The sequence below is a fragment of the Streptomyces sp. NPDC002209 genome (genome assembly GCF_042890265.1).
GTDB lineage: Bacteria > Actinomycetota > Actinomycetes > Streptomycetales > Streptomycetaceae > Streptomyces.
On sequence record NZ_JBIARX010000025.1, the window covers coordinates 22,109 to 45,891 of the forward strand.

The 23,783-nt window shown below is 71.6% G+C and carries 23 protein-coding genes; 11 read left to right on the top strand and 12 right to left on the bottom strand.

Annotation, left to right across the window (positions count from 1 at the left end; translation table 11 throughout):
* Positions 1-359 precede the first annotated feature (359 nt).
* Both ACFYXK_RS30900 and ACFYXK_RS30905 read left to right on the top strand, forming a co-directional pair.
* Positions 360-1,301, top strand: coding sequence for a ScbA/BarX family gamma-butyrolactone biosynthesis protein (locus ACFYXK_RS30900; protein ID WP_389414137.1), 942 nt, complete (start codon positions 360-362; stop codon positions 1,299-1,301).
* 254 nt (positions 1,302-1,555) lie between these two features.
* Positions 1,556-2,218 (top strand): ScbR family autoregulator-binding transcription factor, encoded by a 663-nt coding sequence (locus ACFYXK_RS30905; protein ID WP_389414138.1) that lies wholly within the window; start codon positions 1,556-1,558, stop codon positions 2,216-2,218.
* Between the two features lie 124 nt (positions 2,219-2,342).
* Here ACFYXK_RS30905 and ACFYXK_RS30910 read toward each other — a convergent pair whose 3' ends face one another.
* The 5 genes from ACFYXK_RS30910 to ACFYXK_RS30930 form a co-directional block, all read right to left on the bottom strand.
* Entirely contained in the window at positions 2,343-2,723 is a 381-nt protein-coding gene (locus ACFYXK_RS30910; RefSeq protein WP_389414139.1) for a DUF6009 family protein, read from the bottom strand.
* Positions 2,720-4,270: a phage/plasmid primase, P4 family gene (locus ACFYXK_RS30915; RefSeq protein ID WP_389414183.1), complete on the bottom strand. Its 1,551-nt coding sequence runs from the start codon at positions 4,268-4,270 to the stop codon at positions 2,720-2,722. The genes ACFYXK_RS30910 and ACFYXK_RS30915 overlap by 4 nt, the downstream gene beginning before the upstream one ends.
* Before the next feature lie 17 nt (positions 4,271-4,287).
* Positions 4,288-5,412, bottom strand: a complete 1,125-nt coding sequence (locus ACFYXK_RS30920) for a bifunctional DNA primase/polymerase (RefSeq protein ID WP_389414140.1) — start codon at positions 5,410-5,412, stop codon at positions 4,288-4,290.
* A gap of 392 nt (positions 5,413-5,804) precedes the next feature.
* The gene (locus ACFYXK_RS30925; RefSeq protein ID WP_389414184.1) at positions 5,805-7,010 is read right to left on the bottom strand and encodes an MFS transporter; all 1,206 of its coding nucleotides are present in this window, start codon (positions 7,008-7,010) and stop codon (positions 5,805-5,807) included.
* A 24-nt stretch (positions 7,011-7,034) separates the two neighbouring features.
* On the bottom strand, positions 7,035-7,886 hold the full coding sequence (locus tag ACFYXK_RS30930; protein ID WP_389414141.1) for an alpha/beta fold hydrolase: 852 nt from the start codon (positions 7,884-7,886) through the stop codon (positions 7,035-7,037).
* Positions 7,887-8,003: 117 nt separating this feature from the next.
* Here ACFYXK_RS30930 and ACFYXK_RS30935 point away from each other — a divergent pair, with 117 nt between their 5' ends.
* Positions 8,004-8,456 carry a MarR family transcriptional regulator gene (locus tag ACFYXK_RS30935; RefSeq protein WP_389414142.1) on the top strand — a complete coding sequence of 151 codons (453 nt, stop codon included), beginning with the start codon at positions 8,004-8,006 and terminating at the stop codon, positions 8,454-8,456.
* Positions 8,457-8,521: 65 nt separating this feature from the next.
* Here the strand turns inward: ACFYXK_RS30935 and ACFYXK_RS30940 are convergent, their stop codons facing one another.
* Together ACFYXK_RS30940 and gdhA are read right to left on the bottom strand one after the other, a co-directional pair.
* Positions 8,522-9,874: an AMP-binding protein gene (locus ACFYXK_RS30940; RefSeq protein WP_389414185.1), complete on the bottom strand. Its 1,353-nt coding sequence runs from the start codon at positions 9,872-9,874 to the stop codon at positions 8,522-8,524.
* Between the two features lie 212 nt (positions 9,875-10,086).
* Complete coding sequence (gdhA, locus tag ACFYXK_RS30945; RefSeq protein WP_389414143.1) at positions 10,087-11,442, bottom strand: NADP-specific glutamate dehydrogenase; 1,356 nt, start codon at positions 11,440-11,442, stop codon at positions 10,087-10,089.
* A gap of 271 nt (positions 11,443-11,713) precedes the next feature.
* Here gdhA and ACFYXK_RS30950 point away from each other — a divergent pair, with 271 nt between their 5' ends.
* Positions 11,714-12,208 (top strand): DUF1772 domain-containing protein, encoded by a 495-nt coding sequence (locus ACFYXK_RS30950; protein WP_389414144.1) that lies wholly within the window; start codon positions 11,714-11,716, stop codon positions 12,206-12,208.
* Between the two features lie 12 nt (positions 12,209-12,220).
* Here ACFYXK_RS30950 and ACFYXK_RS30955 read toward each other — a convergent pair whose 3' ends face one another.
* On the bottom strand, positions 12,221-12,748 hold the full coding sequence (locus ACFYXK_RS30955) for a DUF1772 domain-containing protein (protein WP_389414145.1): 528 nt from the start codon (positions 12,746-12,748) through the stop codon (positions 12,221-12,223).
* 104 nt (positions 12,749-12,852) lie between these two features.
* On the opposite strand from ACFYXK_RS30955, the gene ACFYXK_RS30960 reads away from it, so the two are divergent.
* Positions 12,853-13,332, top strand: coding sequence for a GNAT family N-acetyltransferase (locus ACFYXK_RS30960; RefSeq protein WP_389414146.1), 480 nt, complete (start codon positions 12,853-12,855; stop codon positions 13,330-13,332).
* Here ACFYXK_RS30960 and ACFYXK_RS30965 read toward each other — a convergent pair.
* The 3 genes from ACFYXK_RS30965 to ACFYXK_RS30975 form a co-directional block, all read right to left on the bottom strand.
* Positions 13,329-14,333, bottom strand: a complete 1,005-nt coding sequence (locus tag ACFYXK_RS30965) for an AraC family transcriptional regulator (protein WP_383519933.1) — start codon at positions 14,331-14,333, stop codon at positions 13,329-13,331. The genes ACFYXK_RS30960 and ACFYXK_RS30965 overlap by 4 nt on opposite strands.
* Positions 14,334-14,373: 40 nt before the next feature.
* Entirely contained in the window at positions 14,374-15,213 is an 840-nt protein-coding gene (locus ACFYXK_RS30970) for an NAD(P)H-binding protein (RefSeq protein WP_389414147.1), read from the bottom strand.
* A gap of 100 nt (positions 15,214-15,313) precedes the next feature.
* Positions 15,314-15,529 carry a DUF4287 domain-containing protein gene (locus ACFYXK_RS30975; RefSeq protein WP_389414148.1) on the bottom strand — a complete coding sequence of 72 codons (216 nt, stop codon included), beginning with the start codon at positions 15,527-15,529 and terminating at the stop codon, positions 15,314-15,316.
* A gap of 226 nt (positions 15,530-15,755) precedes the next feature.
* Here ACFYXK_RS30975 and ACFYXK_RS30980 point away from each other — a divergent pair, with 226 nt between their 5' ends.
* The 6 genes from ACFYXK_RS30980 to tpg all read left to right on the top strand — a co-directional run bounded on the left by ACFYXK_RS30980 (position 15,756) and on the right by tpg (position 23,211).
* The gene (locus ACFYXK_RS30980) at positions 15,756-16,310 is read left to right on the top strand and encodes a flavoprotein (RefSeq protein ID WP_389414149.1); all 555 of its coding nucleotides are present in this window, start codon (positions 15,756-15,758) and stop codon (positions 16,308-16,310) included.
* 566 nt (positions 16,311-16,876) lie between these two features.
* Entirely contained in the window at positions 16,877-17,551 is a 675-nt protein-coding gene (locus ACFYXK_RS30985; RefSeq protein WP_389414150.1) for a ScbR family autoregulator-binding transcription factor, read from the top strand.
* A gap of 183 nt (positions 17,552-17,734) precedes the next feature.
* On the top strand, positions 17,735-19,003 hold the full coding sequence (locus ACFYXK_RS30990; RefSeq protein WP_389414151.1) for a ParA family protein: 1,269 nt from the start codon (positions 17,735-17,737) through the stop codon (positions 19,001-19,003).
* Positions 19,000-19,941: a ParB/RepB/Spo0J family partition protein gene (locus tag ACFYXK_RS30995; RefSeq protein WP_389414152.1), complete on the top strand. Its 942-nt coding sequence runs from the start codon at positions 19,000-19,002 to the stop codon at positions 19,939-19,941. The genes ACFYXK_RS30990 and ACFYXK_RS30995 overlap by 4 nt, the downstream gene beginning before the upstream one ends.
* Before the next feature lie 123 nt (positions 19,942-20,064).
* Positions 20,065-22,647 carry a telomere-associated protein Tap gene (gene tap, locus ACFYXK_RS31000; protein WP_389414153.1) on the top strand — a complete coding sequence of 861 codons (2,583 nt, stop codon included), beginning with the start codon at positions 20,065-20,067 and terminating at the stop codon, positions 22,645-22,647.
* A gap of 9 nt (positions 22,648-22,656) precedes the next feature.
* Positions 22,657-23,211: a telomere-protecting terminal protein Tpg gene (gene tpg / locus ACFYXK_RS31005; protein WP_389414154.1), complete on the top strand. Its 555-nt coding sequence runs from the start codon at positions 22,657-22,659 to the stop codon at positions 23,209-23,211.
* 167 nt (positions 23,212-23,378) lie between these two features.
* Here tpg and ACFYXK_RS31010 read toward each other — a convergent pair whose 3' ends face one another.
* Complete coding sequence (locus ACFYXK_RS31010; protein WP_383519908.1) at positions 23,379-23,756, bottom strand: DUF6009 family protein; 378 nt, start codon at positions 23,754-23,756, stop codon at positions 23,379-23,381.
* Positions 23,757-23,783 lie beyond the last annotated feature (27 nt).

Genomic DNA, 23,783 nt, shown 5'->3' on the forward strand with positions numbered 1-23,783 from the left:
GGCCCATTCCGGACCGACAAGGGGCGCGCCGGTTCACGGCCACCCTCGACACAGGCACTGGAGAACCACTCGCGTCCCCCTGGACACACGCGGAGAAGCGAGGATCCTGAGACTGCGGCCAGAGCGGGCGGAAAGTGGCCACAGGCCTCTGAGCAGGGAGGACTGCCAACAAGAAGCAGATCGTTCCACCCACCCCTAGGCGGAGGCTCTGGTACCGCTAGAAATTAAACCGGTTGGTATGTATCTTTCGAGCCGAGGGCATACAAGCCATCACTCGCCAGCGGAGCCCAGGGGGAGCAATGTCTGCGAGCACGTTCCACGTCGAACGCCCGGCAATCGCCGCTTACCAGGCGGCATTCATGGCGGAGTCACGGTCCGATCTGGCCGCCCTCCGCTATCCCACCCTGACGACCACCGTGCCCAAGGAGCTGGTGCACCGGGCGGCCGTGGCCGAGGTCATGCTCACCGGCTGGGAGCGGGAGGACGACGCCCGTTTCCGGGTGGAGGCGCAGTGGCCGCGCAGCCACAGCTTCTTCATCCCCATCGACGGGGAGTACCACGACCCGCTCATGGCCGCCGAGACGATCCGCCAGGCCGGAGCCCTTATCTCACACGCCGAGTTCGGCGTGCCTTTCGGCCATCAGTTCCTGATCCGGGAGATCGGGCTCACCGTCTATCCGGAGCACCTCAGGGTTTGCCAGACCCCCGCCTCCCTCGACATCGAGATCACGTGCTTCGACGTGAAGCGACGGGGTGGCCACCTGTCGGGGATGACGTACGAGTCCGTCGTCCGTCGCGAGGGACTGATCGTGGCCACGGGGCGGCTCTCCTTCACCTGCGTCAGCCCGGCCGTCTACAGGCGGGTCCGCCCCCAGCACGTCTTCCGCGCGGACCACCCCATGGTGGCGCTGACCGCTCCCATGGCGCCGCAGAGCGTGGGGCGCACCTCGCCGGCCGACGTGGTGCTCTCCCCCATCGGTCACAGCAATCGCTGGCAGCTGCGGCTGAACTCCCGCCACCCCGTGCTGTTCGACCACCCGGTCGACCACGTCCCGGGCATGCTGCTGCTCGAGGCCGCCCGGCAGGGCGCGGCCGCCGTGCTGAACCGTTCCTCCTTCATCCCGCTCGGCGTCACGACCGAGTACAAGCAGTACACCGAGCTGGACGAGCCCTGCTTCATCGAGGCCCACCGGCTCGGGCCCGCCACCCCCGGAGGGGAAGAAAGAGTGCGGGTGACGGGCTACCAGGGCGGAGCGCTCACCTTCAGCTCCCTCGTGACTGCGGCCCCGGACGCCGTCTGATCCCGGAGCTCGCCCCCGACGCTGCATGGACCACCAGACGGGCCGGGCAGGACGCAGGCCCGGCCGAGGAGACGGATTCACGCCCATCGCACCTCTACGCCCGACCACGAGGCCATCGGAGAGCCAATCACCGGTAAGACATGCCCGAGTCTGTCATGTGTTGGTTGGCCCGGGGGGCGTCCGCTGTAAGATACGAACTAGACGGTTTGTATACAGAGCCTTTCCAAGGGTTCGTGAACCAAGTGGAGGGCACCATGGCCGAGCAGGAACGGGCCATCCGCACGCGTCGAGCCATCTTGCTGGCGGCGGCAAAGGTCTTCCAGGAGCGCGGCTACCAGACAGCGACGATCTCGGAGATCCTCTCCACTGCCGGGGTGACCAAGGGGGCCCTGTACTTCCACTTCCAGTCGAAGGATGAGCTGGCGCAAGGCGTGCTGACCGCGCAGCACCAGGACCTCGTCATCCCGGACCGCACGACCAAGCTCCAGGAGATCGTGGACATGGTCGCGCTCCACACCTACCGGTTGCAGACCAATCCCATGGTCCGGGCCAGCGTACGGCTGGCGATGGACCAGCGGGCGGCCGACCTCGACCGAAGCGGCCCTTGGCAGGACTGGGTCGACGGCGTCCGGGTGAAGCTGGAGCTCGCGCAGGCCCAAGGCGAGCTGCTCCCCCAAGTCCAGGCGGGCGAGACCGCCGACGTCATCGTCGGCGCCTATGCCGGCATCCAGTCGATGTCGCAGGCGATCAGCGACTACGAGGACCTCGTGGTCAGGGTCTCCGCACTGCTGCGCCACCTGCTGCCCAGCATCGCCCAGCCCTCGGTCCTCCCGTCCTTGGACCTCACCGAGAGCCGGGGCGCGCGCGTCTATGAAGAGGCTCTGGAGTTCTCCAAGCAGCTGGCCGCCGCCGGATAGGCAGACGACGCACGCGCACGTGCAACCCCCTCCGGCCGGGCCGGTGTTGCCCCCCCGGCCACTTGAAAAAATACCGCCACCCTGTTCTTTTTCACGCCGACGCCCACTCCGGACGCCCACGGCATCAGCCCCGCATCGCCGACGACATCGGTCCGCCCTCGGAGCGCTCGGTCTTGCGCCCCTTGATGCCCGGCGCCAAGGTCTTGGCGTCCACGGCCTCCGCAGGCGCCCCCGTGGCATACAGCCCGTCGGGGGCGGTGTCCCGGTCGTGCGGGAGCAGCCAGAACACCCGGCGCCGGAACGTGCCGGAGGAGCGGGAAGGCTTGGCGCCCGGCCCCAGCACGGCGTAGCCGACCATCCGTCCGTCGCGGTGGTACGCGGGCCTGCCGCGCCGCGTCGGCAGCCGGTCGAGGCTCTGGCGGACGTAGTCGAGCCGGCTGATGTCCTCGAGCCAGACGAGGTCCACTTCGTGGACGATCTCGTCCTCTGCGATGAGGGCGCTCATGCTGTCTCCTCGTCCGCGAGCAGGCCGATGCCCGGGTAGTACTTGCGCTGGTTGGACAGGATCATCTGCTTGGGCGACGCCAGCCCCACCGCCTCGCGGACACGTGCCGCGAAAGCCCGGGACGAGATCGCCGGGGCCCCCTCATTCTGGCACCAGCTCCTGTAGGCCGCGTAGAGCAGGGCCTGCTCCGCCCGCAGATCGGGCTCGAGCCGGCAGGTCTCGCCGATGAAGCGCCCGGTGTGGTCCTCGGTCTCGGCGTACGCCGTGGTCGCGATGCGGACCCGCTCGGGACCCGTGAGGTCCTTGTCTCCGCCGAGGTACCGGCGGGCCCCCTCTATCAGCCAGTTGAGGATGCCCGGCCCCTCCTGGGTGACGAGGATGTCCGCCAGGTTGTCGATCTTGCGGTCGTCGGAGACGACCCGCTCGAACGGGATCAGCCGCATGCGCCGCCAGAACGCGAAGCCGCCGGTGCCCACTTCGGGGCGGTGGTTGCCCAGCAGCCACAGTTTGTGCGTCGGCTCGAAGCTGAAGAAGTCCTGCCGCATCCGGCGCGCCTTGATGCGGTCGCCGCCGGTGAGCAGCTTGACGCGGGCCTCGTCGAAACGGTCGCCCGGCTTGACCTCGCTGCACACGATCACCCGCCGGCCGTGCAGCTCCGCGAGGTCCGTCGGATGGCCCTCGTACGGGCGGGCCATCAGGAACCCGGGGGGCGCCGCGTCCGCGTAGTCGCCAAGCAGCTTCATCAGGACATCCAGCAGTACGGACTTGCCGTTCTTGCCGGAGCCGAACAGGAACGGCATGACCTGCGCACCCACGTCGCCGGTGACGGAGTAGCCGAGCAGCAGCTGCAGGAAGTCGATCATCTGCGCGCCCTCGGCCCCCTCGCCGAAGGTGTCGGTCAGGAAGCGGTTCCAGCGCGGGGTGGGCATCGGCCGGGGCGCCGCCGAGGTGGAGCGCGAGTGGAAGTCTTTCGTGGGCTCGGCGGGGCGGACGTGCCCGGTGCGCAGGTCGACGACTCCTGCGGGCGTGCACAGCGCGTAAGGGTCGGCGTCCAGGCGCGCCGCGTTGAGCACCATGCCCGGCGCAGACTTCGCCTGGGTGAGCATCGCGTTCATCCCGCTCGTGCTGAGCGCACGGCGGCGGTGCTGCTGCAGCGCGGCCGAGGTGTGGATCCCGCGGGGGTCGGTGCCGGCGATGCTCTCCGCCAAGTCTCCGGCGGCCCATACGACCGTGTCGTCCTCGTCGATCTGCCAGCGGGTGCCGTCCCACCGGAACCAGCCGATGCCGGGCACGTGGCGGTAGTCGTTGCTGTAGAGCTTGACGAACAGTTTGGCGTTGCCGCGATCAGTGAGCGTGTCGGGCAGCAGTCCGTCCGCCGTCGCCTCGCCGGCCGCCGCCGCCGCGATGCCGGCGGCGTCCGCGTCCGGGCCCGCGGAGCCCGTGCGGGAGCCCCGGGAATCGCCGGACTCCACGGACTCCCGGGGCGCCGGGACGGGCTGCGCGAGGATCTGCGCGGCGACGGCCTGCACGTCGAAGCCGGACAGCATGCTGTCGTTCTCCACGCTCACACGCGGCCTCCGAGCGCCAGCGGGCGCGCCAGACCCGCGCCCAGGCCGCCGCGGATGATGGCGCTGCACCGGCGCTGCTGCCCGGGGCGGGCCCGCTCGGCCATCTCCTGCAGGGCGCGGGCGGCCTCGGCCCGGGTGACGTACCCCGCGGCGACCAGTCCGCCCGCCGTGTAGGCGGCACGGTTCAGCTTCTCGGAGAACGCCGCCCCCTCAGGTACGGCTGCGCAGGCGGCGACCTCGGCGAGGACCCCCGCCAGGACCCGCTCCGAAGCCCCGCGTTCGCCGCCCGCAGCGATGACGGCCTGCCGGGCGCGCGGCGGTACGGGCCGGGGCCCGGACACCGCCGGGGACGAGAGCGCCGACGGCAGGTGCCCGGTGCGCTCCAGCTCCCGGGCGAGCCAGCCGGGCAGCGGCGCGGGCTGCCGCACGGCTCCCTCCGGCCGGTAGACGCCCGAGCGGGTGACGGTGCCCGGGGCCACGATGTACCCGCCGTGCGCGCGTACATCGACCTGCCAGGCCAGGGCCCGGCTGCCGCCCGACCCGGCCGAACACTGCCAGCGCCGGGCCGCGTCGTCGCGGTACCACACGTGCAGCCCGCCGGACGGAGTCCGTACTCGCAGGGTGGAGCCGTCGTCCGCCGGACTCGCGCAGCCGCGCAGGGCGGCCAGTACGCCCAGGGTGTGGAAGCCGTTGGCCAGTCCGGTCAGGTCGACCTCGGGGTTGATCCCGACGCCGGGCAGCAGCCGGTTGCGGTCGGGCAGTTCCCGGCCGTGCGCATCGATGTCGATGACGACCAGGCCGGCGGCACCGGTGGCGACGCCGACACCCATGTCCGGGCGGGCTCCCCACCACTGCTCGATCCGGTCCGGGTCGAGCGTGGCCGCATGGAAGCCGTGGCACCAGCGGCCCGCGGCGAGGCAGGCACAGCCCGCCCGGTCGTGCCCGGAGGGCCGGCACGGGTCACAGTTGCCCACGGGTGTCTTGCGGCCCGGTGCGAGGGGGTGAACCGGCCATCCCTGGCTCGCACACCACAGGGCAGTCGTCAGGGGGTGCGACCCACCAGGGGCAGCTCGCATGAACTGCCCCGCGTCGCTGCGCGAAACCCGCAGCTCAGCTGCCATTCACTTCCCCCATCAGCGACTGAAGCGACTCAACGCCCAAAATCAGATTAGCGAAACCCCTGTGAGACAAGGGATACCTGAGCCAGAACAGATGTACGCCGCTCAGGCGGCGTCGGCGACCGAGCGGCTGAGCGACTGAAGCCACAGTTACTGACGCCTGTTCAGTCGCTTGCCGCCCGCTGCACAGAACACCAGGTCACAGCCTTGCGCAAGGCAGAACAGCGACTGAAGCGACTGAAGTCCCCCATATATGACGCATGCACACGCGCACACACACGCGCACGAATGTCGCCATAAGCCCGGGGCTTCGGTCGCTTCAGTCGCTGCCTCCCCCCAACCAGGGCCTCTGGCCTGGGATTTTGCTGTTCTTCTCGGAGCGACTGGAAGATTGCTCAGTCGCTTTCCGTCCGTCGCTGCCCCGTGCCCGCCTCCTCCAGGCCCGTTCGAGCCCCCTTGCGGTCTGCCCCGAGCCGGGAGCGAGCACCTGCCGATCCGTCCCCACCCGGGAGTTCCTCCCGCGCCGGGGCCGAGCGGAGTGCCAGGCGCGTCACCAGGGCCGCGAAGATGAGCAGGGCCCCGAGCGGTGTGGAGCCTTGCTGGATCAGGATGTAGAGGGCCATGACGCGGCCGCGGTACTGCGGATCGGTACCCAGCTGTATGTGCTGGTACGTGGCCTGGGCGAAGTACAGCGTGGCGAAACCCGTGAGGGCCAGCAGGGCCACGGCCGTCACGGCCGTGGGTGCCCAGCCCGCGGCGGCCTCGACGGCACCGAAGCCGAGGGCGGCCACGACGACCATGCGGGCGGAGGGCCGGACCCGCCGCCCGGCAGTGGCCAGGGCCGCGAGGAGGGACCCCACGGCCATCGCCGTGGTGAACATGCCGAACAGGCTGACGGCGGCGACCAGGCCGATGACCGGGACGAGGTCGCGCCGCCCGGCCGTGTAGCGCAGGCCGTCGCGCACCCCCGCCCCGGCGGCCGGCTTCTCCTGTACGGGCGGCTCGTGCAGTTCCGCCGGACGCATCAGGCACAGGGTGATGACGGTCCCGAAGAAGGTGACGGCGTTCATCACCATCACCGGGCCGGTGCCGACGGCGCTGATGAGCAGGCCTGCCCCGGCGGGTCCGACGATCTGCGCGATGTTGGAGTACGTGGCGGTGATCGCGGAGGCGCTGGGGAGCAGCTCCGGACCGACCATCTCGCTGACGAACGCCATCCGGGCCGGGGTTTCCACGGCGTTGATGCAGCCCACGGCCAGGGCCAGCAGGTTGATGTGCCACAGCCGGACCTCACCGGCCAGGACGAGCACCGCCAGCAGCAGCGCCAGGCCCCCGGCGGCGACATTGGCGGCGACCAGGAGCCGCCGCTTGTCATAGCGGTCGGCCATCAGGCCGCCGTACAGGGTGAGCAGCAGGATCGGGGTGAACTGGAGTGCGGTGACCGTTCCGAGGGCGGTGACGGAGTCGGAGCTCAGGGACAGCACGAGCCAGTCCTGGGCGACGATCATCATCCATGTGCCGATGGCGGAGACGGCCTGGCCGACCGTGAAGAGGCGGAAGCTGCGAACAGTCAGGGAGGGGAATGCGGACGACGTCCCCAGGCATCCCCCCTCCTGCCGCGCCGATTACGGGGTGGTCAGCAAAGACCGGAGCTTCTCCGCATAGGCCCTGGGGTGCGTGGTGTTCCCGTTGTGCCCGCCCGGGAAGGTCTGTATCCCGGCCCCCAGCAGGTCCGCCAGTTCCATGGCGCACCGGTGGTCGAACACCCCTGCCGGTGTCTCGGCACCGACCGCCGGGACGATCCGGGTCTGCGTGCGGGCCAGTTCGGCCGGGTCGAGGGTGTCCCCGATGACCGCCGACAGGTCGTGTTCGATGAAGTAGTCGAAGTTGGCGCGCCGCTGGTCGTCGATCGGCTGCGGGGTCAGGCCCGGCTCGGTGTCCTGCCGGGAGGGGTCGATGCCCACCGCTCGGGCCATCTCCGCAAACACCCCGCTGAGCCCGCCCGCCCGGTACAGCCCCTGCAGCCCGGCGAGCTCCGCCTCGTGACGGTCCCGCAGCTGCGCAGGCAGCAGCCGCGGGGCCACCGGCTCGTGGGCCACCAGGGTGCTCACCTGCCCCGGATACCGTGCGGCCACGTGCAGCCCGATCAGGGCTCCCATGCTGCACCCCAGCATCAGGGCGGGCTCGTCCGTGACGGCTGCGAGCAGCCGGTGCACGTCTTCGGCGTGCTCCTCGAGCGAGGTGGTCCGCCCGGGCTCCTCGAGCCGGCTGCGCGAGAGGCCGCGGCGGTCGTAGGTCAGGACCCTGAAGGTATCGGTGAGATGGGGAACCATGTCGACGGTGCGGTCCGCGTCCCCCTCCCCGCTCTGTGCGATGAGCAGCAGCGGGCCGGAGCCCTGGATGCGGTAGTGCAGCGTGGCACCGGCCACCGCCAGGATCCCCATGGTGTTGCTGTTGCCGTGAACGGTGTTGGACATGACGACTCCCCCAAGATGTCTGCCGCAACGGCCTTCGCCCGCTGCTCTGCGATCAGCCTAATCCATCGAATCAGATACATCAAGAGAGATGTATCCACCTTGATGTATCTTGCCTCCATGGATGGAATCGAACTGTTCCTGCTGGGCCGGGCCCTGATGAAGCTCGGCGAGGAAGCCCTGCCCGAACCCCCCGGCGGTCCGGGCCAGTACGCGGGCAGCACCCGCTCCGTGGTCATCGTCGCCGGGGACATCGCCGCGCACCCCGACACCACCGTCGGCGAGACGGCTCAGCGCACCGGGCTGCCCCAGAGCCAGGTCTCCACCGCCGTCGCCCGCCTCCGCGAGGCCGGTTCCGTCCGGACGGCCCCCGACCCCGCCGACCGCCGCCGCACGCTGGTCCGCCCGGCCCCGACGGTCTCCGACCGCGTGGCCGCCGTCCGGGCCGCGGGCTCCTCCAAGGTCGAGGACGCCCTCGCGAAGGCCCTCGGCACCGCCGAGGCCGCCCGCCTCCCGGAGGTCACCGAGGCCCTGGAGCTCCTGGCCCGGCACTTGGTCCGGGAACCCCGCTAGCCCGCCCAGCTAGCCTGCCCCGGGGCCCCGCCGAACAGCCCCGCCGAAGGCCCCGGCCCCGCCCCTCAGCCCGCCTGCGGGCCGAACTCGCCCGTCAGCAGCAGCTTCTTCTGCGGCTTGCCCATCGCGTTGCGCGGAACCGCCGCCACGAACCGCACCTCGCGCGGCCGCTTGTGCACGGACAGGTGCGCGGCGACGAACTCCGTGAGCTCGGCGCCCGTCACCCCCTCCGCGACGACGAAGGCGACGATCCGCTGCCCCAGGTCCGCGTCCGGCACCCCCACCACCGCGGCCTCGCTGACCTTGGGGTGGTCCAGCAGTGCGTTCTCGATCTCCCCGGCGCCGATCCGGTAGCCGCCCGACTTGATCATGTCGATGGAGGCCCGCCCCACGATCCGGTGCACCCCGTCCGCCTCGTCCACGGCCGCGATGTCGCCCGTACGGAACCACCCGTCCTCGGTGTACGCGGCCGCCGTGGCCTCCGGACGTCCCAGGTATCCCGCGAACAACGTCGGCCCGGTCAGCTGGAGTTCCCCGATCTCCGCGCCCGGCTCGGCCGCGATCCGGGTCCTCGTCCCCGGGAGCGGGGTGCCGACCGTACCGGGGCGGACCTCGCCGCCCGCGCGCCCGCTGACGGTGATCAGCGTCTCCGTCATCCCGTAGCGCTCCACGGGCCGCAGCCCGGTCAGCCGCTCCAGGTCCCGGAAGACCGGCGCGGGCAGTGCGGCGCTGCCCGAGACCAGCAGCCGGGCCCCGGACAGCGCGGCCGCGGCCTCCGGGGCCGCGGCGATACGGGACCACACGGTCGGCACCCCGAAGTACAGGCTCCCGCCCGCCGCCGCATACGCCTCGGGCGTCGGCCGCCCGGTGTGCACGAGGCGGCTGCCGGTGCGCAGGGCCCCGAGCACGCCGAGCACGAGCCCGTGCACGTGGAACAGCGGCAGCCCGTGCACCAGCGTGTCCTCGGCGCTCCACTGCCAGGCTCCGGCGAGCGCGTCCAGGTCGGCGGCCAGCGCCGCGCCGGTCAGCACCACGCCCTTGGGCGCGCCCGTGGTCCCGGAGGTGTACAGCACCAGCGCCGGGTCCTCGGGGGCTGCGGCGGGCCCGTTCCAGTCGGAGCGCCGGGCGAAGTCCACGTCCACGAGCTCCGCCCCGGAGTCCCGCAGGATGTGCTCGCGCTCGGCGGGCCCGGCGTCGGGCGGCAGCGGTACGAACGGCACCCCGGCCAGCAGCCCGCCGACCATGGCCGCGACGGTCTCGAGGGAGGCCGTCGCGGTCACCGCGAAGGCCTTCGCCCCGGCCACGTCGGCTGCCACCGCGCGCGCGGCGCCCAGCAGCTCCTCGTACGAGGCGGTCCGCCCCGCGACGCCGATCGCGTCCTCGCGGTCGCCGTACACCCCGTCCAATGCGGTCAGCACGGTCACGTCCCCCTCGGTGTTCCTTCGGCCTGGTCGGCCCCAGGCTACGGCCCGGCTCCCGCCCACCGGGCGACACCGGCCCGCCTGCGCTCGAGGCGGAGTCAAAGCCCGCTTCCGCCCGCCCGCTGCCGCCCGGCGGCACCCACCGCGCCGCACCGCATCCGCAGCGCCCCCGCACGGGGCCCGGGGCCGAAGCCCCGGGCCCCGCCCGGTCAGATGACGCCCTGCGCCAGCATCGCGTCCGCGACCCGCTCGAACCCGGCGATGTTCGCGCCGGTGACGTAGTCGCCCGGGGCCCCGTACCGCTCGGCGGTCTCGTACGCGACGGCGTGGATCGAGCGCATGATGCCGGCGAGCTCGTCCTCGACCCGCTGCGCGCTCCAGGCCACCCGCCCGGCGTTCTGGCTCATCTCGAGGGCGCTGACCGCGACCCCGCCCGCGTTGGCCGCCTTGCCGGGCCCGAACGCGACCCCGGCCTCCTGCAGGATCCGTACGGCCTCGGGAGTGGTCGGCATGTTGGCGCCCTCGGAGACCGCCTTGACCCCGCCCGCGACGAGCGTACGGGCGTCCTGCGCGGTCAGTTCGTTCTGCGTGGCGGAGGGGAAGGCGACGTCCGCCGGCACCTCCCAGACCCGCCCGCCGGGCACGAACCGTGCCGAGGATCCGCGGCGCGCCGCGTAGTCGCTCACGCGCCCGCGCTCGACCTCCTTGACCTGCTTGAGCAGCGCCAGGTCGATGCCCTTGTCGTCGACGACGTAGCCCTTCGAGTCCGAGCAGGTCAGCGGGTTCGCGCCGAGCTGCTGGAGCTTCTCGATCGTGTACAGCGCGACATTGCCGGAGCCGGAGACCACCGCGGTCAGCCCGTCCAGCGACTCGCCCCGGACCGCCAGCATCTCGGCGGCGAACAGCACGCTCCCGTAGCCGGTCGCCTGCGGCCGGATCGCGGACCCGCCCCAGCCCTGGCCCTTGCCGGTCAGGACGCCGGCCTCCCAGCGGTTGGTGATGCGCCGGTACTGGCCGAAGAGGTAGCCGATCTCGCGGCCGCCGACGCCGATGTCCCCGGCGGGCACGTCGGTGTGCTCGCCGATGTGCCGGTGCAGCTCGGTCATGAAGGACTGGCAGAAGCGCATGACCTCGGCGTCCGACCTGCCGTGCGGGTCGAAGTCGCTGCCGCCCTTGCCGCCGCCGATCCCCAGGCCGGTCAGGGCGTTCTTGAAGATCTGCTCGAAGCCCAGGAACTTCACCACGCCGATGTCCACCGACGGGTGGAAGCGCAGGCCGCCCTTGTACGGGCCGAGCGCGCTGTTGAACTCGACGCGGTAGCCGCGGTTGACGTGGACGCGGCCCCGGTCGTCCTGCCACGGGACGCGGAAGAGGATCTGCCGCTCGGGTTCCGTGAGCCGCTCCACCAGGGCCACGGCCGGGTCGGCGTACTCGGGCCGGGCGGCGAAGACGGGGGCCAGGCTCTCGAGGACCTCCCGTACCGCCTGGTGGAACTCGGGCTGCGCGGGGTTGCGGCGCTCGATCTCGGCCCGCAGGTCTTCCAGCCTGTCCTTCGAGTCCTTCACGTGTGTCCCTCCAGGGATTGCGCGGTGCGTAGACGACGGCAGGTGCATGGTGCCCGCTCAGAGAGTCGCTCCGGGGAGGACTTCCGTTCCCCGGACGGCGGACATCCCCGTGAATCCCCCGCGACACGCGGCCCTACTGCCCCTACGATCGGCAGCCTTGACGATTCGATGACCCGTGCATGACCGCGAACAGACCATGCACAGACCATGCACAGACCAGTCACGGGCCACGAGCGGACGCCGAGCAGACCACCACCAGGGGGAAACGGACGTGGACATCGCAGGGCTCGTCTCACTCATCGCCGCGACGATCACGACGGGCCTGATGGCGGGCCTGTTCTTCGCCTTCGACGTCTCGGTGATGCCGGCGCTGGGACGCTCGGACGACCGGACGTTCATCGCGGTCATGCAGCGCATCAACGTCGCGATCATCAACGGCTGGTTCATGATCGGCTTCCTCGGCTCCCTGCTGTTCACGGGCCTCGCGCTGGCCCTGCACCTCGCCTCCGGCGCAGGCGAGGTGGCGCCGCCGCTGATCGGTGCGCTCGTCGCGTACGCCCTCCAGCTTGGTGTCACCGGCAGGGTCAACATCCCGCTCAACAACGCCCTGGACCAGGCCGGTCCCGTCGAGCGCATCGCCGATCCGGCCGCCGTCCGCGACGCCTTCGCGTCGCGCTGGGTGCCGGCCAACCGCTGGCGGACGCTGCTGTGCACGATCGCCCTCGGCTGCCTGGCCTGGGCCCTCGTACTGCACGGCCGCCTCTGACGCCGCCGCGGCTCAGCGCGCGGTGGCCCGCCCGTACAGCACCAGGGCCCGCGCGAGGGCCGTCAGGGCCGCCGTGCAGAGCAGGGTGCGGATGATGTTCGTGGTCACCCAGGTCCCCTTGAACTTGTCCACGATCGAGAAGTCGGTCAGCTTCGCCGCGTCGCCCGCGTCGGCCAGCTCGTTGTTCAGCGGGATGTTCACGGTGAAGGTGATCACCAGGACGACGAGGTACAGGGCGGCCGCCGCCCCCACCCACACCGCGACCCCGCGCCGGCCCTTGCGGTACTCGAGGACCGCCGAGGCGACGGCGGCGAGCAGGGCCACCACGAAGACGGTGCCGAACAGCCCGTTCCCGTCGATGACCGCGTTGAAGTTCTGCATCGCGGTGACGTACGTCCGCTCGTCGCCCCGCGCCAGGCCCGGCATCACCGAGACGTCGAACGCGAAGAACAGGCCCGCCATCAGGCCCACGAGCACGGTCGAGACCATGAGCAGGACGGTCGCGATCCGGTTGCTGCCGTCGGCTGTGTTCGTCTGCACGAGAGGCTCCCATCTGGTCGATATGGTCGTACTGCCACGGGTTGTGCTGTCATCTCGAAAATCTTCGGTGCCTGCGCCGGACACACCCTCGGTAGGGTGCGGCCATGAGCACCTCCGCACTCCGCCTGGAGCCGGTCACCGCAGCCAACTTCGACGCGGTGTGCGCGGTACAGGTACGTCCCGACCAGGCCCATCTCGTCTCCCCCGTGGTCAAGTCCCTGGCCGAGGCCTACGTCCACGGGGACACCGCCTGGCCGCGCGCCGTCCTCGACGGCGACGAGGTCGTCGGCTTCGTCATGGCCTTCGTCGACATCGCCTGGGCCCCGGAGAGGGACCCCGCCGACATCCGCTCGGGCATCTGGCGCCTGAACGTCGATGCCGCCCACCAGGCCAAGGGCTACGGCCGGTTCGCGGTCCAGGCCGTCACCGCCGAGCTCCGGCGCCGCGGCGCCGACCGCGCGTACGTCACCTGGGAGCCCGGCGCCGGCACCCCCGAGCCGTTCTACCTGGGCCTCGGCTTCCGCCTCACCGGCGAGGCGAGCGGCGGCCAGACCGTCGGCGTACTGGACCTGCCGCCCGCCTAGGTCGTGTCCGGCAGGACCACCGTGCGCGGGGGCCCGGCGGCCGCCGGGCCCCCGACCGGGGCGGCGGCCCCCGTACGGAACTCCTGCGGGCTGACCCCGCGGACCCGCTTGAAGGCCGTCGACAGCGCGAACGCCGAGCTGTAGCCCACCCGTCGGGCCACCGTCGCCACCGTGGCGTCCGGCTCCCGCAGCAGATCGGCCGCCAGCGCCAGGCGCCACCCCGTCAGGTAGGCCATCGGCGGCTCCCCGACCAGGTCCGTGAACCGCCGCGCCAGCGAGGCCCGGGAGACCCCCGCCTTCTGCGCGAGCTCCTCCACCGTCCAGCCGTGGGCCGGGTTCTCGTGCAGCAGCCGCAGCGCCCGCCCGACCACCGGATCGCCCTGCGCCCGGTACCAGCCCGGGGCCCCCGACCCGGGGTCCGCGAGCCACGTACGCAGCACCCCGATCAACAGCAGGTCCAACAGCCGGTCCAGGACGAGCTCCTGGCCCGGGTCGTCCCGGGAGATCTCCGAGGCGAGCAGCCCGATCAGGGTGGTGTCCGCGGCCGCCGCCGGCCGGACCAGCACCGTCGGCAGCGCGCCCAGCAGCCGGCGGCCGATCTCGCTCGGCCCCTGGTAGGTGCCGCTCAGCATCACCGCCGACCCGGCGTCCTGGAACGCCGCGCCCCAGGTCCGCACCCCCAGCGCCATGGACTCGCTGACGTCCTCGCCCGCCCGCGTGCTGCACCGCTGCTCCGGGTCCACCGTGATCTGCACCGGCGTACCGGGGGCGTCCGCCAGCGTGTACGGCTCGGGCCCCCGTACGACGGCCACGTCCCCGGGGCCGATCAGCACGGGCGTGCCCCCGTCGGGGAGCAGCCAGCCCTCCCCGTGCACCATCGTGACCACCGACAGCGGGGCCCGGTCCTCGATCCGCACCGCCCACGGCGGGTTGAAGACGGATTTGAGGAGGAAGGCGCCCCGGGCTTTGGGGCCTTCGAGGAGGCCGCTCAGCGTGTCCATGGGCCCATCCTCTCCCGGAGGCCCGCCCCGCAACAGGGACTCAGACGTCCCAGACACCGGTCGCCGCCGCATCACGGGCGAACTCGGCGAAGTCCTTCGGCTTCCGGCCGAGCACTTCCTCCACCCCGTCCACCAGATGCGCGTTGCGCCCGTCCAGGATCAGCGTGAACAGGTCGGCGAACTCCTCCGGCAGGCCGTGCTCGCGGAGCACCGCGCGGTACGCCTCCAGGGAGACGGGGACGTACGTGATCGTGCGCCCCGTCGCCTTCGACAGCTCGGCGGCGACGTCGGTGAAGCTGATCAGCCGCGGTCCGGACAGCTCGTACGTCCTGCCGATGTGCCGGTCGTCGCTCAGCGCGGCCACCACCACGTCGGCGATGTCGTCGGCGTCGACGAAGGCCTCCACGGCGTCCGCGGTCGGCAGGGCGATCTCCCCCGCCAGTACGGGCTCCAGGAAGAAGCTCTCGTCGAAGTTCTGGTTGAACCAGCTGGACCTGACGACCGTCCAGTCGGCCCCGGAAGCCTTCAGGCTCTCCTCGGCGCGCTGCGCGGCCTCCTCGCCCCGGCCGGACAGCAGGACCAGGCGGCGCGCCCCGGCGGCCACGGCCGCCTGCGAGAACGCGCCGATCTGCTCGGCGGCCCCCGGGAAGGCGAGGTCGGGGTGGTAGGTCACGTACACCCGGTCGACGCCCTCCAGCGCCGGGCCCCAGGTGACGGGGGCGTTCCAGTCGAAAGCGGGGGCTCCGGTACGGGAGCCGATCCTGACCGCCCGGCCCTGGAGCCGGAGCTTCTCGGCGACGCGCCGGCCGGTCTTGCCGTTGCCCCCGATGACGAGGGTGGAGGGGGCGGCGTTCTTCGTGTGCTGCGGTGTCTGTGTCATGGCTCCAGTCAAGCCCGGCGCAGCGAGACGGAACATCGCCGAAAAGCTCAGCTCCATACGCGTACGTCCAAGACCCGCTCCCGCGTGCGGCGCCCGTTGCTCAGGCCCGCCCCGCGTCCTCGCCGAGGGTGTGCGCGACCAGGGCGTTGGCGTGGCCGTGCCCCAGGCCGTGCTCGGTCTTGAGCCAGGAGACGAGCTCCATGTGCTTGCTCAGCGGAGAGGACCGGATCAGGTCCTTCCATTCCGCGACGGGGCGTCCGTACTTCTTCTCGATCGAAGGGAAGTAGCTGGCGGGGCCCTTCACCGGCTCGCTCATGTCTGGGGTGCTCCTGTCCGTACGTCGTGCTCGGCTGTCACAGAGGTAGACGCGAGTCCCGCCCGGAACTCATCGGCGGGAGCCGAAGAATCTGGGAAATCGTTCCGGCTGTCGCGCCCGCTCCGACCAGGACTGGGGATTCGTACAGTCATCCGACATTCGCCCATATGGCCGATCGCGCCACCTCCACTATGGTCGAGATCAACTCATGTGATCACATGGCGGTATGACCCCCACGAGGACGCTCTACCTGCTCTGTTCCGCCGCCCCGCCCGTATTCGACGTGGCCCACGTCATCGAGGACGCACAGTCCCGCGGCTGGGACGTCTGCCTCGGTCTCACCCCGACCGCCGCGCACTGGCTCTCCGGAAGCCTCGACGGCCTTGCCGCCCTGACCGGTCACCCCGTGCGCTGGCAGTACAAGCTCCCCGGCGAGCCCGACGTATGGCCGGCCGCCGACGCCATCCTCTTCGCCCCGGCCACGTTCAACTCCCTCAACTCGTGGGCCCTCGGTCTGACCGACCGCTTCGCCGTCGGCGTCGCCGCCGAGGCGATCGGCAAGGGCACCCCGGTCGTCACCATGCCCTGCACGAACGCCGCCCTCGCCGCGCACCCGCAGTTCGACCTGTCCCTGGCCACCCTGCGCGGCGCCGGCGTCGCGGTCCTCTACGGCGAGGACGGCTTCGTCCCCGGACCGGCCGGCCCCGACGCCCCGTCCCACTTCCCGTGGCCGGTGGCCTTCGCCGCCCTGGACACCGTGACCGCCCCGCGCACCCCCTGAGGGCGCCGACCTCGCCTCACCGGTCCCGGTCGATCGGACACCCGGGATCACTCCACTCGGCGAACTGCTCCCCGATCCTAGGCCCGCCCACCGTTAACGGCGTTAACGCCGCAGGCCCACCCGGCGGGAACCATTAACGGCGTTAACGCCGAGGGCCCGACCCGGGGAGCCCGAACCGTTAACGCCGTTAACGGCGTTAACGCCGGACGCCTGTCCCAGCGAGGACCGGTACGCGGAACCCCCGCCCGGGCCCGGACCATTAACGGCGTTAACGCCACGGGACACAAGCCGCGGAGACCGTTAACGGCGTTAACGCCGTTAACGGTCTCGGCCCCGGGCCGAAGCGCCACGAGGGGCTCCCCCAGGAGCCCTGAGACGGCTCTGTCCTCCCAAAAAGTAATAGCAAAAACCACCCCAGCACCCCACAAACCGTCACCCGCCCCTCGCCAAAAAATACTTGTCGACTGGTTTTCTTTGCTGCCGCCCCACTAGATTGACCTTGTACGAGCCCGGCAACAGACACGAACCGCCAAGCACCAGCGGGCGGCAAGCGGCAGGGAGAGCACATGGCACGGGCCCGTCAGGAACGCGCCGAGATCACCCGGCAGGCGATCCTCGACGGTGCGGCCATCGCCTTCGACCGCTTCGGCTTCGGCGGCGCCAGCCTCAGTGACGTGGTCAAGCACGCCGGGGTCACCAAGGGCGCCCTGTACTTCCACTTCCAGTCCAAGGAAGCCCTCGCCCGCACCCTGATGGACGAGCAGTTCGAGGTCGCCGCAGGCGTCCCCGCCGTCGAGGAACCAGGTCTCCAGACCGTCATCGACCTGACGCACCAGATGGCATACGGACTGCGCGCGAACGTCCGCATCCGCGCCGGCATCCGCCTGGTCATCGAGTTCGGCTCCTTCACCAACCCGGACCCGGCCCCGTACAACGCCTGGATCGAGACCGCCCACGCCTGCCTGAAGCCGGCCCAGGAGCGCGGCGACATCCTCCCGTCGCTCGACGCGTACGCCCTCTCGACGCTCCTCGTCGGCTCGTTCACCGGAATCCAGGTCACCTCCCACGTCCGCACCGGCCGCGCAGACCTGCACTCCCGGATCGTCGACCTGTGGAACTTCCTGCTCCCGGGGATCGTGCCCGCGCACCGCATCCCCCTCTTCGACCCGGCGGGCTCGCCCGCCTGCCGGGCCGAACTCGGTCTGCCCGCCCCGGAGTCCTCTGCGGTTCCGGTCGGCTGACGACGCATCCAGGGCGGCCTCGCACACGCCGTGGCGAACCACGGGGGTGCTCGCTACGGCGTGTGCGAAGCCGCCCTGTCGCGTACCCGGATCCGGCCGCGGCACCCGCACCTTCACCCCTTCGTTAGCAAAACCCAAGCGTGGCGCCCACATCCACCCGCGAACGTTAGTAAAGTCCCTCTCATGACTTCGCCCTCGTCTCAGAGCGACCGAGAGAAGGTCGTCTCCAAGCTCCCCCCGTGGCTCCGCCAGGAGTTGAAAATCCGCACCGCCCAGCTGCGGGTGGACATCCAGGACGCCGTCCACCAGGGGATCGCCCAATGGAGCGCCCTCGCCTCCGCCCCCTCCCCCGTCGACACCTCGGGCGCCGAATCGTTCTCCACCTGGCTGCCCGCCGGCCAGTGGGAATCCTTCCGCGCCGACTCCAAGGACCGCGGTGTCTCCCTCATCCAGGGTCTGGCCCAAGCGGTCCGCCTCTGGCTGGAGATGAACCCGGCGCCCACGGTCAAGCGGCCCTCCGTCGTACGCCGCATCGTCGTGTGCAACCAGAAGGGCGGCGTCGGCAAGACCGCCATCACCGCCGGTACCGCCGAGGCCCTCGCCGAGGACCCGGAGACCCTCCACCCGGTCCGCATCGCCCGCCAGCTGGCCCGCGCCGCGGCATCCGACGAGGGCAGGCAGAGCGAGCAGCCCCACCCCGAGACGACCCCCCTGGACCTGGAAGACCTCCCGGGCCTCGGCATGCGCGTCCTGCTGGTCGACTTCGACCCCCAGGGCCACCTCACCAAGCAGCTCGGCCAGCAGCCGCTGCCCATCGGCGGCGACAGCCTCACCTGCCACATGGCCGGCGAGTCCAAGGGCCCCCTCGCCGATCTGATCGTCCCCATCCCGGACCAGCGCTTCGGCAACCGCCTCCACCTCCTGCCCGCGTGCACGGACGCCTTCCTCCTCGACGTCCGCCTCTCCACGGTCCGCGCCCGCGAGGCCGCCCTCGAACGCGCCCTGTCCCCCGTCGAATCCGACTACGACGTCATCCTCATCGACTGCCCGCCGAGCCTCGGCCTCAGCATGGACGCCGCCATCTACTACGGGCGCCGCCGCGACACCGAACAGCCGGGCGCCTCCGGCGCGCTGATCGTCGTACAGGCGGAGGACTCGTCGGCCGACGCGTACGACCTCCTCACGTCCCAGATCAACGACCTGCGCGACGACCTCAGCCTCGACATCGACTACCTCGGCCTCGTCGTCAACCTCTACGACGGCCGCCGCGGCTACATCGCGACCTCCTCCCTCCAGGCCTGGATGGACATAAAGGATCCGCGTGTCGTCGCCGTCGTACCGGACCTCAAGGAACAGCGCGAAGCCGTCCGTGTGAAGCAGCCCCTCTTCGTCTACTCGCCCAAGGGTGACCAGGCGATCGCCATGCGCGCCCTCGCTAGGGAGATCTCATGAGCAAGGCCGACAAACTCGGAGTCTCGGCGTCCTTCGCGCGGGCCCAGCCGGTCGGCGTCAGCTCGCGCCGCGCGGCGATCGCGGAAGCCACCGGCGCCCCCACCTCCGGGGTGGTCCCGCCGTCCGAGGTCCCCATCGAGGCACTGGCCCACAACCCGTTCAACCTCCGCGAGGACCTCACCGAACTCGAGGAGCTGGCCCAGTCCCTCGTCTCCCGCGGCCAGCTCCAGCCGCTCGCGGTCGCCACCCGCATGGCCTTCATGGAGGCCCACCCGGGCCAGACCGACGGGCTGGGGCGCGCCCCGTACGTGGTCATCGACGGCAACCGGCGCCTCGCGGCGGCCCAGCTGGCCGGCCTGAAGACCATGCACATCCACGTGAACGACGCCCTGTCCACCTCCGCTGCGGACATCCTCGAATCCGCGCTGATCGCCAACGTCCACCGCGTGGACGTCGCCCCCATGGACCAGGCCCGCGCCCTCCAGGAACTCGTCGACGTCCACGGCTCCCAGGCCCAGGTCGCCAAGCGGCTGGGCAAGACGGCGGCCTGGGTCTCCCAGCGCCTGGCCCTCCTGAACCTCACTCCGAGCCTCCAGGAGAAGGTCGACACGGGCGAGCTCAAGGTCGAACCGGCCCGCCGCATCGGCCGCCTCCCCCAGGAGCGCCAGGAGGCCGCGGCAGACGAGACCCTCAACACCGTCACCCCTCCCCGCCAGCGCGCCCACCCGGCGCCGACCGTTAACGCCGTTAACACCCCCCCTCCCTCCACTCCCCCGGCACCCCAGGCACCCCAAGCACCCCAGGCACCCCAAGCACCCACGACACCCCGGATCACGATCGCGACGGACACCCCGGAAACGATCGCGGACGCCCTGACGGCCCACCTCACCCCGGACGACCTCAAGGCCGTCACCGAGCTCCTGCTGCTGCGACTCTGAGCGGGGCATCCGAGGCAACACCCACGACGGGGGCGCTGACGGCATTAACGCCGTTAACGCCCCCACGTGCGTTTCGTGTGCGTTCGGTCGTGCGATTCGCATAGGCTGACCTTGGAGGTACCGATGCCCAACGAACAAGAGAGCCTCTTCGCAGCGGTCGACGCCCTGCTCGAGGAAGCAGCCGCCCAGGACCCGCTCCCGCACCCGGACGAGCGCAAGCGCCTGCGCGAAGCCGCCGGCCTGAGCCAGGACCAGATCGCCAAGGCCCTCTCCGTCCGCCGAGAAACGGTCACCTCGTGGGAAACGGGCCGCACCGCCCCCCGCCCGCCCAAACGCGCCGCGTACGCCCGCCTCCTGGAGGGCCTCTCCACCCTCCACCCCGTTAACGGCGTTAACGCCGTACCCCCCACCAACCCGCTCCCCGAGGCGCACCAGGACGCCCCCAACCCGGCGCGCACCGTCAACGCCGCCCAGGCCGCGGCGCCCACCGTTAACGCCGTTAACACCGCCCCGCCCCCGGCATCGAGCATTAACGGCGTTAACGCCACCCCGCTCACCGCCGACGCGACCGCCACTCCGGCACAGAGCATTAACGCCGTTAACGCCGTCGCTCCGACCGCCCCCGTTAACGCCGTTGACGCCCCCGCCGCCGCAGGGCCCCAAGCCACTCCGGCAGCCCGCGCGGCAGCCCCCATGGCTGCCCCGCGCGCCGCGGGCGCCGCGACCCCCACGCGCCCGGGGTCTGGGGCGGAGCCCCAGTTTCGGGAAGGGGCGGGGAGGGGAACAGCCCCGCAGGGCCCCACCCCGACGCCCCAGACCGTTAACGGCGTTAACGCCGTCAGCGCCGAGCCCCCGGAGGCGGCAGCCCCCGCACCCGTCCCGACCCCGACCGTTAACGCCGTTAACGCGGAAGCCTCGGCAGCACCGGCGACCCCGGCTCCGGCCCCGACCGTTAACGGCGTTAACGCCGTTAACGCCCACCCCCCGGCCACACCCCAACGGCCCCGCCGCCGGACCCACCCCACCCCCCTGGAAGGGAACGGCCCCCTCGCCGTCCTCACCGGCACCGGCCAGGCCCACACCACCGCCGGCCTCGTCCTCGACCACCCCACCACCGGCGGCCTCCCGGCCCTCCTCACCTGGGCCCTCGGCCCCGACGCCGGCCTCCGCTCCCCCCGCCTCCACCGCAACGGCAAGGACGGCGATCCCCTCCTCGTCCTCACAGCCCCCGCCCTGGAGCTCCTCGGCCTCCCCCCCGTCCTCGAGGACCGCCGCGGCCTGCGCCTCCCGGACAACCACCCGGTCATCAAGCAGCTCGCCAAGGCCAAGTGGCAGCTGACCCGACGCGGCTTCGGTCCCTGGCCCCGCATCTACCGCCCCGCCACCCCTTCCACCGGCCGCCAGTGCGTCCAGCTCGCGATCCTCCCGTGGGGAGCCCTCGACCCCCGCGCCTGGGGCGAGGGCACCCCCGACCTCCCGGCCCCGGAACTCGCGGAGCTCCTCACCACCTACGCGTCCCGCGTCCTCACCCCCCGCGGCTCCACCGCCGTCACGGGCCTCGAACTCATGACGGCCCTGCGCCCGCCCACCCGTGCCGCGAAGGACGAAGCGACCAACACGTGGGTGTCGGCCCCGGTCCCCGGCTCGCTGACCCGCCCCGTCGACCCGGCTCCGCCGGAGGCCCCCGACGAGCACCCGGTGGTCGCCGCCCTCTACCCCCGCTCCCACCAGCGCACCCCGGCCGAGGTCCTCGACGAAGAGGCGTACGACTGGATCCGTGACCCGGAGCTCCTCACCGACGCCGAGTGCACCCGCACCCACGCCGTCGGCATCGACGTGAACATGGCCTTCGCCGCGGCGGCCAACCGGCTCCCCGTCGGCCTCGGCCCCGCCACCCACCGCACCGGCCCCCGCTTCGACCCGAAGCTGCCCGGCTGCTGGCTGGCGGACCTCTCCTCCATCGCCCTCGACCCGCGCCTCCCCAGCCCCTTCACCCCGCACGGCCGGCCCCCCACCGGTCCCGCCTGGTACGCGACGCCGACCCTCGCCTACGCCCAGGAGCTCGGCCACGAAGTCCACCCGACGGAGGCCTGGCTCCGGCTCGACCACGGCCCGTACCTCGACGCCTGGTACACCCGCCTCCGCGACGCCTACATGGCCACGATGGCGGACCTCGGCATCACCTCGACGCTGCCCGAACCCGAGTTCCTGGCGGCGATGGCGGAGCTGCAGCAGCACTCCGACCCGGTCCTGAAGCCGGTCCTCTCGGCCATCAAGTCCACCGTCAAGGGCGGCATCGGCAAGCTCCGCGAACGCCCCCAGGGCGCCGGCTACCGCCCGGGCGAACCCTGGCCCGCCCTCGAACGCCCCACCTGGCGCCCCGACATCCGCGCCGCCGTCATCTCCACGGCCCGCGTCAACATGCACCGCAAGATGAACAAGCTCGCCACGGCCGCCGGCCAGTACCCCATCGCCGTCCTCTCCGACTGCGCGGTGTACCTCTCCGACGGCCCCAGCCCCCTCGACTTCCTCCCCCGCACCCCCGAAGGCAAGCCGCTGCCCGGCGGCTTCCGCCTCGGCGTCAGCCCTGGCATGGTCAAGCACGAGGGCACCCAGCCCCTCCTCTGGGCCGTGCAGATGCTCGACGAGAACCACAACCCCGCGCGCCACATCAAGGGCCACGACGCGGCAGCCGACGGAGAGTAGTAGTCCCCCATGACCCAGATCGACGACAGCCTGACCCGCGCGGACGAACTGCACTTCACCCGTCCCGTCCCCAAGTCGGCGGGCGCCCAGATGCGCTTCCTCGTCAAGCAGCTCAAATCCACCCGGGAGGCGGCCCGTCTGCTCGGCATCTCCCAGCGCACGGTCGAGCGGTACGTCAAGGACCAGATCAAGCAGCCCAAGCCGGCCCTCGCCACCCGCCTCGAGTCCGAGGTGCGCCGCCGCTGGCAGCCCCTGGTCCGCAAGCGCGCCCGCGACAGGGCCGCCTCGACCACCGGCCTGGTCATCGAGACGCGCGCCCGCTTCGGCTTCACCGCGGCTCCCGGCACCACCGACGACGGCCGCATGCGCCGCATCACCCAGCACCTGCCCCCGGAGTACGCGGCCCGCCTCTTCAGCGCCCAGGCAGCCGGCGCCGCCGAGGCCCGGCTGCAGCAGATCGCGGCCGAAGCCCTCCAGGAGATGTACTTCAAGGACAACGGCTCCCGCGCCCAGGGGCTGCTGGTCGAGTTCACCGACATCGACTACGTCGACTTCGCCTTCTGAAGCCCCGGCCGGAGGGACCGAAGGGACCAGAGGGACTGAATTTCGCCATTACCTGAAGCGCTTTCCAGCCATCGCACGGGACGGCGGAAGGGTCTGAAGGGACCGGAGGGACTGAATCCGCAAACTGCCGGCATCAACCAACTGCCGGCATCAGACGAAAGCCGGCATCAGGCAACCGTCGGCGTGGACAGCCCTCGCTGCGACCGCAGGGTCTTCCGGCCGACCTGCCGGGGTTCGATCGTCCGCGGGTCCACGGCCTCGCCCGGCGCGCCCTCCCGGTACAGCCCCTCGGGCTCGGCGTCCCGGTCGTGCGGCAGCAGGTAGAAGACGCGCCGCTTCTGCAGGCCGCTGTCGGGATCCGCTTCCGCGGTGTCACCGAGCTCGGTGAAGCCGATCATGCGCCCGTCGCGGTGGTAGCGCGGCTTCCCCCGGCGGCGGGGGGTCTTGTCCAGGGCCTGGCGCACGTAATCGAGCTCTTCAGGGTCCTCCAGCCACACCACTTTGTCCTCGTGGGCGAGATCGCTTGAAGTCAGTAGCGAGCTCATGGCCTGGATCCTTCCTCGTGCACGTAG